Genomic DNA, 12,326 nt, shown 5'->3' on the forward strand with positions numbered 1-12,326 from the left:
CCACAGGGTTGACACCCTACGGGCCACCGACTCACCATTGAAGTCATTGAACCGAACGATCGGTCGGTAGGGGGCCCGGGATGGCGGCAGTGACTACGGACCAGACTGCGCAGGGCCAGACGCGAGGGACCGCGCAGGCGACAGCAGGTGGGCCCGATGGGCCGGCGGGGGCGGACGCGGCTCAGCAGGCAGCCTTCGACGCCGCGGTTGCGGCCGACGAGCGCATCGAACCGCGCGACTGGATGCCGGACGCGTACCGGGCCTCGCTGGTCAGGCAAATGGCCCAGCACGCCCACTCCGAAATCATCGGCATGCAGCCCGAGGCCAACTGGATCAGCCGCGCACCCTCGCTGCGCCGCAAAGCGATCCTGATGGCCAAGGTGCAGGACGAGGCGGGACACGGGCTGTACCTCTACAGCGCGGCGGAAACACTGGGGACGAGCCGCGAGGAAATGCTCGACAAGCTCCACGCGGGCCGCCAAAGGTATTCGTCAATCTTCAATTACCCCACGCTGACCTGGGCGGACGTCGGCGCGATCGGCTGGCTGGTGGACGGCGCCGCGATCACCAACCAGGTGCCGCTCTGCCGCTGCTCGTACGGTCCCTACGCACGGGCCATGGTCCGTATCTGCAAGGAGGAGTCCTTCCACCAGCGCCAGGGGTACGAGCTGTTGCTCACCCTCGGCCGCGGGACCCCGGAGCAGCATGAGATGGCGCAGGATGCGGTGAACCGCTGGTGGTGGCCGTCCCTGATGATGTTCGGCCCGCCGGACGACGCATCGGCGCACTCGGCGCAGTCGATGACCTGGAAGATCAAGCGGCACTCCAACGACGAGCTGAGGCAGCGGTTCGTCGACATCTGTGTCCCGCAGGCCGAGGCCCTGGGGCTCAGCCTCCCGGACCCGGACCTCCGGTGGAATGAGGAGCGCGGACACCACGACTTCGGGGCGATCGACTGGACGGAGTTCCAGGAGGTCCTGAACGGGAACGGCCCGTGCAACGAACAGCGCCTCACACAGCGGCGCCGGGCACACGAAGAGGGCGCCTGGGTCCGGGACGCGGCGGCTTCGTACGCGCTCAAGCACCCCTCACCGATGCGCCACGCCCACGCACCGGCCCACATCGCAGAAGCACCACGCGCGGAAATGTCCCAGACAGACATGCACACCTCACCGAACGCGGAGGCGACGGCATGAGCAGCTCGACCGACTGGCCGCTCTGGGAAGTGTTCGTGCGCTCGCGGCGCGGCCTCTCCCACACCCACGCGGGCAGCCTGCACGCGCCGGACGCCGAGATGGCCCTGCGCAACGCCCGTGACCTGTACACACGCCGTTCCGAGGGCGTCTCCATCTGGGTGGTGCCATCCACGGAGATCACGGCCTCCTCGCCGGACGAGAAGGACTCGTTCTTCGAGCCGGCGGGCGACAAGCCCTACCGGCACCCCACGTTCTACGAGATCCCGGAAGGGGTGAAGAACCTGTGACCGCGGCCCTCGCCCTCGGCGACGACGCGCTGGTGCTCTCGCACCGGCTGGGGGAGTGGGCAGGCCACGCGCCCGTGCTGGAGGAGGAGGTGGCCCTCGCCAACATCGCCCTGGACCTCCTGGGACAGGCCCGGGTGCTGCTCTCGCTCGCCGGGGACGAGGACGAGCTGGCGTTCCTGCGCGAGGAGCGCGCCTTTCGCAACGTCCAGCTGGTCGAACAGCCCAACGGCGACTTCGCCCACACCATCGCCCGCCAGCTGTACTTCTCCGTCTACCAGCAGGGGTTGTACGAACAACTGGCGGCCGGCGGAGGTGAGTTCGCCGGTCTGGCCGCGAAGGCTGTCAAGGAGGTCGCATACCACCAGGACCACGCCACGCACTGGACGCTGCGGTTGGGCGACGGCACGGAGGAGAGTCATCAGCGGATGCAGCGCGGGGTGGATGCGCTGTGGCGGTTCACCGGTGAACCGTTCCAGCCGGTCGAGGGAGTGGAGATCGACTGGCCGTCGCTGCACACCGACTGGCTGGCCACCGTCACCGGCGTCCTGCAGCAGGCGACGCTGACGGTGCCGACCGGTCCGCAGTCCGGGGCCTGGGCGGCCGGGGCAGGACGGCAGGGTATCCACACGGAACCCTTCGGGCGGATGCTCGCCGAGATGCAGCATCTGCACCGCAGCCACCCGGGGGCGTCATGGTGACCGGCACTCTGCTGGAAGAGGAGGTGCGCAGGCTCGCCGGGTCCGTGCCCGACCCCGAGCTGCCTGTGCTCACCCTGGAGGAGCTGGGCGTGCTCCGCGGAGTGGAGGTGCTCGCCCCGGGCAAAGTCACCGTCCGCCTCACCCCGACGTACACCGGCTGCCCGGCGATCGAGGCGATGTCGGCCGATATCGAGCAGGTGCTGCACGACCACGGCATACCGGAGGTCTCCGTGGTCACTGTGCTCGCACCGGCCTGGTCGACCGACGACATCAGCGCGGAGGGGCGGCGCAAGCTCGCCGAGTTCGGCATAGCACCCCCGCGCCCGCATGATGCCGCCACCGGGTCCGGCGGACCGGTGGCGCTCACCCTCTCGGTGCGCTGCCCGCACTGCGGCTCCACGGACACGGAGCTGCTGAGCCGGTTCTCCTCCACCGCCTGCAAGGCGCTGCGCCGCTGCGCGAGCTGCCGTGAACCGTTCGACCACTTCAAGGAGTTGTAGATGTTCCATCCGCTCCGGGTCCGAGCGATCGAGCAGCTGACCGACGACTCGGTGGCCGTGACCTTCGCGGTGCCCTCCGAGCTGCGCGAGACCTTCCGCCACAGGCCAGGGCAGCACCTCAATGTGCGCTACACGGTCCAGGGCGAAGAAATCCGGCGTTCGTACTCGATCTGCACCCCGGCCGCCGATGCCCCAGCCGATCCCGAGCTGAGGGTGGGCATCCGCCTGGTCGACGGCGGTGCGTTCTCCACGTACGCCCTCAAGGAACTCGCCGTCGGCGACCAGGTCGAGGCGATGCCCCCGATGGGACGCTTCGTGCTCACGCCGCGCGCCGGTCACTACGCGGCGATCGTCGGCGGCAGCGGCATCACCCCGGTGCTGTCGATCGCGTCGACTCTGCTGGCCCGTGAGCCCGAGGCCCGGTTCTGTCTGATCCGGAGCGACCGGACGGCTGCCTCGACGATGTTCCTGGACGAGGTCGCCGACCTCAAGGACCGCTACCCGGACCGCTTCCATCTGGTGACAGTGCTCTCCCGCGAGGAGCAGCAGGCAGGCCTCCCGTCCGGTCGGCTCGACCGGGAGCGGCTGACCGGGCTGCTGCCCGCGCTCCTGTCGGTGGGAGAGGTGGACGGCTGGTATCTCTGTGGGCCGTTCGGCCTGGTCCGGGCGGCAGAGGTTGCCCTGCACGGCCTCGGCGTCGAACGGGCCCGTATCCACCAGGAGATCTTCCACGTCGACGACGGCCCAGCCGCTCCCGCCCGCACGCGGGTCGAGGCGCCCGCACACAGCACGCTCACCGCGACACTGGACGGACGTTCGGGCAACTGGCCGGTCCAGGACGGCGAATCGCTGCTGGAAACGGTCTTGCGCAGCCGCTCCGACGCTCCGTACGCCTGTAAGGGCGGGGTGTGCGGGACGTGCAGGGCGTTCCTGGTCTCGGGCGAGGTCCGGATGAACCGCAACTTCGCGCTGGAGCCGGAAGAGACAGGGGCGGGCTATGTGCTCGCCTGCCAGTCGCATCCGCTCACACCGGAGGTGGAAATCGACTTCGACCGCTGACCCCTCGGATCACTCGGATCACTCGGATCACTCGAATCCCACCGGGTTCGATTGGATCTCCTCGGAACCTCCCCGAATCTCCTTGGATCTCCGGGTCCCCCGGACCGCTGCGCCCCTTCCCTGTTCCCTTCTCATAGAACCTGTTCTATCTTGACGACCCGTCAGGTCAGTGTACGGGCACAGTGGTTCGCGGGAGGTCAGTGCAGTGGACTTCACCTTCACCGAGGAGCAGCAGGCGGCCGTCGAGGCGGCAAGAGCGGTCTTCTCGGGCGTCGAGCCCGACGGAGTGCCCAGCCCCGCGCTCACTCCGGGAGCAGTGGCCGAGGACATCGACCGGTCCGTCTGGGCGGGGCTGGCCGCAGGTGACCTGCTGAGCCTGACGCTGGCACCGGAACACGGCGGGGCCGGGCTCGACGCAGTCGCGCTCTGCCTGGTCCTGCGCGAATCGGCGAAGGTGCTCGCCCGGGTGCCGCTGCTGGAGACCTGCGCGGTCGCGATGACGATCCAGCAGCACGGTGACCCCGGCCTGGCAGCCAAGCTGCTGCCCCGAGTCGGCCGGGGCGAGCTGGTCCTCACCGTCGGGGCCAACGGCCGCACCGGCCACGATCCGGCCGAGTTCGCCGTCACCGCCCGCCGGGACCTTGCGGGAAAGGCCGGCCAGGGCCAGGACCGGTCCAGCGGCGAGGACGGCGAAAGCGCGGCCTGGGTGCTCGACGGAGTGCAGTCGGGGGTGCCGTGGGCCCAGTCCGCGGACTGGATCGCGGTGCCCGCCCACACGGACGAGGGCCTGACCGTGCTGGCGCTGGTCCACCGCACGGCCGAGGGCGTCGCACTCGCCGAACAGGTCTCCACGAGCGGTGAGTTGTTCGCCGAGGTCCAGCTGGACACGGTACGGATCGAGAACAGCGCGCTGATCAGTACGCCGGGTGCCTGGGAGTGGCTGCGCACCCTGCTCACCACCGGAACCTGCGCGTTCGCGCTGGGTCTCGGCGAGGCCGTGCTCGCCATGACAAGCGAATACACCGGAAAGCGCGAGCAGTTCGGGTATCCCGTCGCGACGTTTCAGTCCGTCGCCGTCCAGGCCGCGGACCGGTACATCGATCTGCGGGCTATGGAAGTGACCCTCTGGCAGGCGGCCTGGCGAATCTCCACCGGTGCGCCCGGAACGCTGCCCGTCGCGGGCGATGTCGCGGTGGCGAAGATCTGGGCGTCGGACGGGGTCCGTCGGGTCGTGCAGACCGCCCAGCATCTGCACGGCGGCTTCGGCGCGGACACCGACTATCCGCTGCACCGCTTCCACGCCTGGGCGAAGCAGATCGAGCTGTCGCTCGGCCCCGCAGCGATGCACGAAGAGGCACTGGGCGACCTGCTGGCCGCCCATCCCCTCGGCTGAGACCCCCGGCCTGCTCCGGCTCCCACCGGAGCGCGGGAGGATCCTCGCCGGATCAGAGAACGAAGGCCGGGTTGCCGTTGTCCGTGACCATCGGGCGCCCGGCACCGTCCCAGGCGAGCATCCCGCCGTCGACGTTCACGGCGTCGATGCCCTGCTGCACCAGGTACTGAGTGACCTGGGCGGACCGGCCGCCGACCCGGCACATCACATGCACGCGCCGGCCGTCCTCCGCCGCCTCGGTCACCTCACCGAAGCGGCCGACGAAGTCACTCATCGGAATGTGCAGGGCACCATCGACGTGCCCCGCCGCCCATTCGTCGTTCTCCCGGACGTCCAGCACAAGGCCGTCCGACGGCACCGCCGCGACATCTACCGAGGGCAGCGGGGCAAAATTCATGGGTCATGCCTTCTCTCGTGCGTACGCTCCGGACTTACCAGAAACGCTACTGCACCAGACCTGCCAGCTCCGCCTCTCGCTGCGAGACCTCACCCAGCAGCTGTTCGGCGATCTCGTCGAGCAGCCGGTCCGGGTCGTCGGGCGCCATCCGCAGCATGGCCCCGATCGCGCCCTCCTCCAGTTCCTGGGCAAGCACCGTCAAGAGTTCCTTGCGCTGGGTCAGCCAGTTCAGCCGGGCGTAGAGCTCCTCGCTCTCGCTGAGCTCCGCCTGCGGTGGAACCGGCCCCGCCGCCCACTCCTCCGCCAGCTCCTTCAGCAGGGCCTCGTCCCCACGCCCGTAGGCGGCGTTGACGCGGGTGATGAACTCGTCCCGGCGCGCCCGCTCCATCTCGTCCTGGGCGAGATCCGGGTGGGCGCTGCGTGCCAGCTCGCGGTAGAGCTTGCGCGCCTCCTCGGTCGGCCGGACCCGCTTGGGCGGCCGCACCGGCTGCTCGGTCAGCATCGCCGCCGCCTCGGGGGACAGCCCGTCGGAGTCGAGCCAGTCGTGGAAAAGCTCGTCGATGCCCGGCATCGGCATCACGAGCGCCCGAGCCGCCTGAGCCCTGCGCAGATCCTCGGGGTCACCGGTCCGAGCGGCTCGGGCCTCCGCGATCTGCGCGTCGAGCTCGTCGAGGCGGGCGTACATCGGGCCGAGCTTCTGGTGGTGCAGCCGGGAGAAGTTCTCCACCTCGACCCGGAAGGTCTCCACCGCGATCTCGAACTCGATCAGAGCCTGCTCCGCCACCCGCACGGCCTTCGCCAGCCGCGCCTCGGGGCGCGCATCAACGGCAGCGCCTGCGTCGGTGTCGCCCCGAGGGCCCTGCTGCTCGTGCTGCTCCTGCTGCCGGTCGTTGTCCTGCCGGTCATCGTCGTTCCGGGTGGTCGGCACCCCGGCGGCTTCGTGGGTCACCCGTCCAGCGTATGGCCCCGGCCCGCGCCCCGAGAACGCACGGTCGGCGGAGCGCCCCTCACACCCCGAGCTCGGCCGCTATTCGCCCTGAACCGACGGCCCGCACCAGCTCCGCGTGATCCGCCTCCGTACGGTCCGCGTACGTCACGGCGAAGCTCGCCACCGCCTCGTCCAGCTCGTCGTTCTTGCCGCAGTAGCCCGCGATCAACCGCGGATCGGCGCTGTGGGCGTGAGCCCTCGCCAGCAGTGCGCCTGTCATCCGCCCGTAGTCGTCGACCTGGTCAGCCGCCAGGGCCGCCGGGTCCACACTGCCCTTGCGGTTCCTGAATTGCCGCACCTGGAAAGGCCGCCCCTGCACGGTCGCCCAGCCCAGCAGAATGTCGCTGACCACCTGCATCCGCTTCTGCCCGAGCACCACTCGGTGACCCTCGTGCGCCGCCTCGGGCACCTCGAAACCGACGGCGGGCAGATACGGCGCCAGCGCGGAGGGCCGCGCCTCCTTCACCTGCAGGACCAACGGCTCGCCGCGGTGATCGAGCAGCAGCACCACGTACGACCGGGTTCCGACGCTCCCCGTGCCGACCACCCGGAACGCCACGTCATGGATCGCGTAACGGGCGAGCAGCGGCACCCGGTCCTCCGAGATCGTGCCCACGTACTCGCCGAGCGCCGCCGCGACCGCCGCGGCCTCCGCATCCGCCACTCGCCGCAGCACCGGCGGTGCGTCGACAAAGCGGCGTCCGCTGCCCTCGGCCTCCTCCGTGGACTTGGCGGCGAAGCGGGCGCTGGTGTTCTTACGGGCCTTCTGCGAGACCCGTTCCAGCATGCCGACCAGATCCCGCGCGTCCGTGTGCGAGACGAGTTCCTCGTCGGCGATGGCATTCCAGGCGTCGAGCGCGGGCAGTCTGGCCAGCAATCGCATCGTCCGCCGGTATGCACCCACCGTGTCGTACGCACCCCGCCGACAGGTGTCCTCGTCCGCCCCGGCCTCACGCCCCGCGAGTACCAGCGAGGTGGCGAGCCGCTTGAGGTCCCACTCCCACGGGCCGAACACGGTCTCGTCGAAATCGTTCAGATCGATGACCAGGCTGCCTCGCGCATCGCCGTACAGCCCGAAGTTGGCCGCATGCGCATCGCCGCAGAGCTGAGCGCCCACCCCGGTCACCGGTGTGCCCATCAGGTCATGGGCCATCAGCCCGGCCGAACCGCGCAGAAACGCGAACGGTGTGGCAGCCATCCGCCCCACCCGGATGGGCGCGAGGTCGGGCACTCGGCCCCGGTTCGACTCCTCGACCGCCTGCACGGCGTCGGGCCGGCCCGAGGGAAGGATCAGCGCATCGTGCGACGTCCTGGGCACCCGGTCGCGCAGCGCCTTGCCCGTCCGCCTCGGCGACTGCGGCGCGCTGTCCGCCGCAACGGCCGCGCGCCGGGCAAACCCGGGCACGACCGGTATGCGCGGCTCATCCGTCACAACCCGCTGCCTCGGCACTGCCGCTTCGAACTCACCCATGGCGCGCAGCCTTCCCCGCCCTCGACCGATGTTCTGTCCAACATCAACTGCCGACGACGGTACCGCCGTCCGCCAACAGCCGTCTGCCCCTGTGGAAAACCTGACCGAACGCCTGTGGACAGCACCTTGCCCTGGTCAGACGCCGACAGCCTCCTCCAGCTCCTCCTCCAACTCTTCCCTCGCCTCGGCCTCGGCCTCGGACCGATGCTCCACCGTCACCCTGCTCTCCGTTCCTGTCCGGTTCTCCGTCCCGGCCCGGTGCCGGGACGAACCCAAACCCTGAGCCTGCGCAGCAACCTTCCGCCGCTTCCCTTCGGCCAACCCGGCCGCTCCCATCGCGGCCAGCCCCACCACGAACCAGAGCGCGAGCACCAGCACGTGTCCGCCGAGTCCGTGCCCATCGAAGTACACATGGCTCCTCACACCCTCGACGAAGCCCGCGCCGTTCCAGAACGCGTGCAGCGAACCGAAGAAGCCGGGCTGCAGTTCGGGCCGGAAGATGCCGCCGGAACTGGTGAAGTTCAGCATCACGAACAGCACCATCACGCCGAGCGTCGTCCACCGCTTGAGGAATGTGTGCAGTCCCACACCGATCAGGAGAATGCCCGCCGAGTAGAGCCAGGCCATCGCCCAGAGTCCGCCCAGCCCGTGGTCCACCAGCCCGAACATCGGCCCCGCGAACACCGCCCCGATCACGCTCACCACGAGTGACGCACCGAGGGCCAGCGCCGCCCTGATCCGCACCGCCAGCACCGCACCCGCGCCACCGATCACCGCGACCGATGCGTACGACCCGATGCTCACCGCCACCAGCAGGAAGAAGATCCCCTGGCCGGTCGGATCGCCGTCCGCAGTCGGTGCCGTGTCCGTCACCTTCAGCGGGTGGCCCTGCGTGGCCGCCACCTTCGTGAAGACCTTCTCCACCACCGTGGCGCTGGTGTCGGAGGAGGCGCTGGCCACGAGAAGCTCGGGGTGCTTCCCCGGCAGGTAGGCGCCGTAACTCGCCTGTGCCCTCAGGTGGTTCACCGCGGTGTCCCGGTCGGGGACGGTACGCACGCTGAGCGCGCCGTCACCCTTGTCCTGCAGCGTCTGCGCGAGCACGTGCGCGCTCGGCCCCGATCCGACCACGTCCACCCGCAGGTCGTGCGGTTCCGGAGCATGGAACGCCCCCAAGTAGGCAAGCCCCATCCCGATACACATCAGCAGGGGCGTGACGAGATGGCTCAGCACATGGCGCAGGGCAGCGGCGGTCGTGCCGCCGGCGGCGCGTGAACCCGTGGACATCGAACTCCAATGGTTGGCTTTTACAACTCTCCCATCCGTTGTACTATACAACTAAACATTTGGGAAGGTGAGACCGTGCCAGACACCGCCGGGAAACGCGAAGAGTCGCTGGACGTCATCGGGCGCGAGCTGACGGCGTTCGCACGCCGGGCGCGCGCCGCCGCGGCCCGCCTCCATCCGGAGCTGCCACTCGTCTCGTACACACTGCTGTCGCACATCGACGACCGGCAGGGCTGCCGCGCAACGGATCTGGCCGCGCACTACATGCTCGACAAATCGACGGTCAGCCGGCAGATCGCCACCCTGGAGAAGCTCGGCCTGGTAGAGCGCCACCCGGACCCCACGGACCACCGGATCCAGGTGCTGCACCCCACCGAGGCCGGAACCCAGGCCCTTGCCTCGACACAGGCCAGCCGTCACGCGGCCTACCAGCAGCGCCTCGCGGAGTGGACCGCGGACGATCTCGCGCGGTTCGCCGAATACCTGCTGCGCTACAACGCGTCGGGCGGGACGAGCACCCCGGGCACGAGCACGCCCCAATAACCACCGGGAGCTGTCAGCAGCCGCCCTCGTCGACCACGAGGTATGTCTGCGCCCAGAGTGCCAGCTCCTTCAGGGCGGGCTCCATCGCGGCACCGGCCCGCGTCAGCCGGTACGAGACCCGCAGCGGCGGCCCCTCGTCGACCTCACGCACCACCAGCCCGGCCGCACCGAGTTCGGTCAACCGGTCCGAGAGCATGCGCTCACTGATGCCCGGAATCGCCCGCCGCAGATCCGCGAAGTGCACCGGCTGCTGCAGAAGGACGGAGACGATCGGGCCCGTCCAGCGCTTCCCGAACAGCTCGAAGACGCGCGTGATGCTCACGTCGACCCGTCGACACGCCTGCTCACTGTGCTCCGCCATGCACCCAGGGTACTGCGTCGCAGTGAGGTGCTTATGATTAGTAAGCCCCTATGTTATTACTAGGTGCATACGAAAAGGATGCCCTGTATCCCCAGCCGGGCACCGCCCTCTAAATATCCGTGGAGATCCCCCATGGCCACGCTTCTGCACCTCGACTCCGCCGTCTTCCCGCTGAGCTCCGCATCGCGCGAGGTAACCGCCACCTTCGTCAAGACCTGGCTTGAGCAGCACCCGGACGGACAGGTCGTCTACCGCGACCTCGCCGCGAACCCGCTGCCCCACCTGGACGCCACAGCGGCAGCCGCCGGCGCCGAGGACCCGCTGCGCAGCGAGCTCGCCGCCGAGCTGGAAGCCGCGGATGCCGTCCTGATCGGCGCCCCTATGTACAACTTCAGCATCCCGTCGACCCTGAAGGCCTGGCTCGACCAGGTGATCATCGTCGGCCGCAACGTGGGTCCCGACAGCCCGGTGACGGGCACCCCGATCACCGTTGTCGCCAGCCGCGGCGGCTCGTACGCCCCCGGCACCCCGCGCGAGGACTGCGAGTTCGTCCAGAACTACCTGCAGAAGCTGCTGACAAGCATGTTCGGCGCCGAGGTCGACTTCATCGTCCCGGAGCTGACGCTGGCCCACTCCCAGCCCGCGATGGCCGAGCTCATCCCGCTCGCCGAGGCCTCCCGCGCCAGGGCGTTCACCGAGGCCACGGAGAAGGCCAAGGCTCTCGCCGCGCGTCTCGCTTCCTAATGCTGTTGTCAAGCAGCCGTAGTCACTGGAGGTGCGACTTGATAGCACCGCCGGTCACGGATCAGGGCCCACAGAACGTTGACGCGTCGGCGGGCGAGGGCGAGTACGGCCTGGACGTGCTTCTTCCCCTCCGCACGTTTGCGGTCGTAGAACTTCCGCGAGTTCGGGTCGTAGCGGACGCTGACCAGCGCGGAGGTGTAGAACACCCGCTGGAGCCTGCGGTGGTAGGTGACTGGCCGGTGGAGGTTGCCGCTGACCTTGCCCGAATCGCGAGGTGCCGGGGCGACTCCGGCGAAGGCCGCCAAAGCATCTGGCGAGTCGAATTCCTCCAGGCCGCCGCCGACAGCGGCGAGGAACTCCGCGCCGAGCACGGAGCCGATGCCGGGGACGCTCAGGAGGATGTCGGCGAGTTCGTGCTCGCGAAACCGGCCCTCGATGAGCTTGTCCATCTCGGAAACCTGCTGGTTGAGGGCCATCACCTCCTCGGCCAGTGTGTGGACCAGCTTCGCGATGGTCTTCTCCCCGGGGACGGCGGTGTGCTGGCGCTCGGCGGCCTCGACCGCGGCCTCGGCCAGGGATCTCGCATTGCGGACCTTGCGGTTGGCCAGCCAGGTGGTCAGCCGCGAGATCCCGGCACGGCGGATCGCGACCGGCGTCTGATAGCCCGTCAGCAGCCTGAGAGGCCCGGCGTTGGTGACCTCCAGGGCCCGTTCCAGGGCAGGGAACATGCTCAGCAGGGTGCCGCGCAGGCGGTTCACCGAGCGGGTGCGGTCCTCGACCAGGTCGGCCCGGCGGCCGGTCAGCAGCTTCAACTCGATGGCGGCTTCGTCGCCGGGGCGGATGGGCCGCGGGTCGCGGCGCATCCTGGCCTGGTCGGCGATGACGTAGGCGTCGCGGGCATCGGTCTTGCCCTCACCTCGGTAGCCGTCGGAGGCCCTGTTCACCAGCCGACCGGGCATATAGAGGACTTCCTGGCCGTGGTTGATCAGCAGGACCAGCAGCAGCGCGGGTTCCCCACCGGTCATGTCGATGGCCCAGGTGACCGGGCGGCCGGCGGCCAGGTCAAGGACGTCACCGATCAGTTTCAGCAGCTCGGGTTCGTCGTTGGCGGCCCGCCGCGACAGCAGCGTCCTGCCGTCGGCATCCACCGCGAGGCCGTGATGGTGACCCTTGCCGCTGTCGATCCCCGCCCATATCCGGCTCATCGTGCTCCTGACGTCTGTGTTCGTTCTGTGCGTACCACGGACGACCTCGCCGGCATTGCTCTACGCAGCGACTTGTTCGCACTTCCTAATCGGCGGCCGAGTCGTCGTGGGGTGCCGGGCGGCGAAGCGAGGCAAGCCACGAGACGGCAGCCGCCTGATAGCCACACCCAGCACCCCTGGGCGACCCAACCCTACGAATG

Annotated in this window: 14 protein-coding genes; 8 read left to right on the top strand and 6 right to left on the bottom strand. The window is 69.4% G+C overall.

The features are described 5' to 3' along the window. Window positions 1–80: 80 nt before the first annotated feature. The 6 genes from paaA to AB0915_RS07430 all read left to right on the top strand — a co-directional run bounded on the left by paaA (window position 81) and on the right by AB0915_RS07430 (window position 5,133). A complete protein-coding gene (paaA, locus tag AB0915_RS07405) occupies window positions 81–1,196 on the top strand; it encodes a 1,2-phenylacetyl-CoA epoxidase subunit PaaA (RefSeq protein WP_366690154.1) in 1,116 nt (371 codons plus the stop codon). Beyond that, window positions 1,193–1,483, top strand: coding sequence for a 1,2-phenylacetyl-CoA epoxidase subunit PaaB (gene paaB, locus AB0915_RS07410; protein WP_366135994.1), 291 nt, complete (start codon window positions 1,193–1,195; stop codon window positions 1,481–1,483). The genes paaA and paaB overlap by 4 nt, the downstream gene beginning before the upstream one ends. Further along, the gene (paaC, locus tag AB0915_RS07415) at window positions 1,480–2,181 is read left to right on the top strand and encodes a 1,2-phenylacetyl-CoA epoxidase subunit PaaC (protein WP_366690155.1); all 702 of its coding nucleotides are present in this window, start codon (window positions 1,480–1,482) and stop codon (window positions 2,179–2,181) included. Before paaB ends, paaC begins: the two co-directional genes overlap by 4 nt. Continuing rightward, window positions 2,175–2,681, top strand: a complete 507-nt coding sequence (paaD, locus tag AB0915_RS07420) for a 1,2-phenylacetyl-CoA epoxidase subunit PaaD (RefSeq protein WP_366690156.1) — start codon at window positions 2,175–2,177, stop codon at window positions 2,679–2,681. Before paaC ends, paaD begins: the two co-directional genes overlap by 7 nt. After that, on the top strand, window positions 2,682–3,740 hold the full coding sequence (locus AB0915_RS07425; protein ID WP_366690157.1) for a 2Fe-2S iron-sulfur cluster-binding protein: 1,059 nt from the start codon (window positions 2,682–2,684) through the stop codon (window positions 3,738–3,740). A 205-nt stretch (window positions 3,741–3,945) separates the two neighbouring features. Continuing rightward, window positions 3,946–5,133 (top strand): acyl-CoA dehydrogenase family protein, encoded by a 1,188-nt coding sequence (locus tag AB0915_RS07430; RefSeq protein WP_366690158.1) that lies wholly within the window; start codon window positions 3,946–3,948, stop codon window positions 5,131–5,133. 52 nt (window positions 5,134–5,185) lie between these two features. On the opposite strand, the gene AB0915_RS07435 is transcribed toward AB0915_RS07430, so the two are convergent. From AB0915_RS07435 to AB0915_RS07450, 4 genes are all read right to left on the bottom strand, one after another. Further along, window positions 5,186–5,530, bottom strand: coding sequence for a rhodanese-like domain-containing protein (locus AB0915_RS07435; RefSeq protein WP_366690159.1), 345 nt, complete (start codon window positions 5,528–5,530; stop codon window positions 5,186–5,188). Between the two features lie 46 nt (window positions 5,531–5,576). Then, window positions 5,577–6,479, bottom strand: coding sequence for a hypothetical protein (locus tag AB0915_RS07440; RefSeq protein ID WP_366690160.1), 903 nt, complete (start codon window positions 6,477–6,479; stop codon window positions 5,577–5,579). 58 nt (window positions 6,480–6,537) lie between these two features. Beyond that, a complete protein-coding gene (locus AB0915_RS07445) occupies window positions 6,538–7,989 on the bottom strand; it encodes a DUF2252 domain-containing protein (protein WP_366690161.1) in 1,452 nt (483 codons plus the stop codon). A gap of 135 nt (window positions 7,990–8,124) precedes the next feature. Next, window positions 8,125–9,273 (bottom strand): hypothetical protein, encoded by a 1,149-nt coding sequence (locus tag AB0915_RS07450; RefSeq protein ID WP_366690162.1) that lies wholly within the window; start codon window positions 9,271–9,273, stop codon window positions 8,125–8,127. A gap of 75 nt (window positions 9,274–9,348) precedes the next feature. Here AB0915_RS07450 and AB0915_RS07455 point away from each other — a divergent pair, with 75 nt between their 5' ends. Beyond that, on the top strand, window positions 9,349–9,816 hold the full coding sequence (locus tag AB0915_RS07455; protein ID WP_366690163.1) for a MarR family winged helix-turn-helix transcriptional regulator: 468 nt from the start codon (window positions 9,349–9,351) through the stop codon (window positions 9,814–9,816). Window positions 9,817–9,829: 13 nt separating this feature from the next. On the opposite strand, the gene AB0915_RS07460 is transcribed toward AB0915_RS07455, so the two are convergent. Continuing rightward, a complete protein-coding gene (locus AB0915_RS07460; RefSeq protein WP_366690164.1) occupies window positions 9,830–10,177 on the bottom strand; it encodes a helix-turn-helix domain-containing protein in 348 nt (115 codons plus the stop codon). Between the two features lie 132 nt (window positions 10,178–10,309). On the opposite strand from AB0915_RS07460, the gene AB0915_RS07465 reads away from it, so the two are divergent. After that, the gene (locus AB0915_RS07465) at window positions 10,310–10,921 is read left to right on the top strand and encodes an NAD(P)H-dependent oxidoreductase (protein WP_366690165.1); all 612 of its coding nucleotides are present in this window, start codon (window positions 10,310–10,312) and stop codon (window positions 10,919–10,921) included. Between the two features lie 8 nt (window positions 10,922–10,929). On the opposite strand, the gene AB0915_RS07470 is transcribed toward AB0915_RS07465, so the two are convergent. Then, complete coding sequence (locus AB0915_RS07470; protein WP_366690166.1) at window positions 10,930–12,126, bottom strand: IS110 family transposase; 1,197 nt, start codon at window positions 12,124–12,126, stop codon at window positions 10,930–10,932. Window positions 12,127–12,326: the final 200 nt, after the last annotated feature.

The sequence above is a fragment of the Streptomyces sp. NPDC048411 genome (genome assembly GCF_040704695.1).
GTDB lineage: Bacteria > Actinomycetota > Actinomycetes > Streptomycetales > Streptomycetaceae > Streptomyces.

Excerpts from the sequence above, each read along its gene's own strand:
- paaA (WP_366690154.1), top strand. The coding sequence starts at position 81 with ATGGCGGCAGTGACTACGGACCAGACTGCGCAGGGCCAGACGCGAGGG.
- paaB (WP_366135994.1), top strand. The coding sequence starts at position 1,193 with ATGAGCAGCTCGACCGACTGGCCGCTCTGGGAAGTGTTCGTGCGCTCG.
- paaD (WP_366690156.1), top strand. The coding sequence starts at position 2,175 with ATGGTGACCGGCACTCTGCTGGAAGAGGAGGTGCGCAGGCTCGCCGGG.
- AB0915_RS07425 (WP_366690157.1), top strand. The coding sequence starts at position 2,682 with ATGTTCCATCCGCTCCGGGTCCGAGCGATCGAGCAGCTGACCGACGAC.
- AB0915_RS07435 (WP_366690159.1), bottom strand. The coding sequence starts at position 5,530 with ATGAATTTTGCCCCGCTGCCCTCGGTAGATGTCGCGGCGGTGCCGTCG.
- AB0915_RS07445 (WP_366690161.1), bottom strand. The coding sequence starts at position 7,989 with ATGGGTGAGTTCGAAGCGGCAGTGCCGAGGCAGCGGGTTGTGACGGAT.
- AB0915_RS07450 (WP_366690162.1), bottom strand. The coding sequence starts at position 9,273 with ATGTCCACGGGTTCACGCGCCGCCGGCGGCACGACCGCCGCTGCCCTG.
- AB0915_RS07460 (WP_366690164.1), bottom strand. The coding sequence starts at position 10,177 with ATGGCGGAGCACAGTGAGCAGGCGTGTCGACGGGTCGACGTGAGCATC.
- AB0915_RS07465 (WP_366690165.1), top strand. The coding sequence starts at position 10,310 with ATGGCCACGCTTCTGCACCTCGACTCCGCCGTCTTCCCGCTGAGCTCC.
- AB0915_RS07470 (WP_366690166.1), bottom strand. The coding sequence starts at position 12,126 with ATGAGCCGGATATGGGCGGGGATCGACAGCGGCAAGGGTCACCATCAC.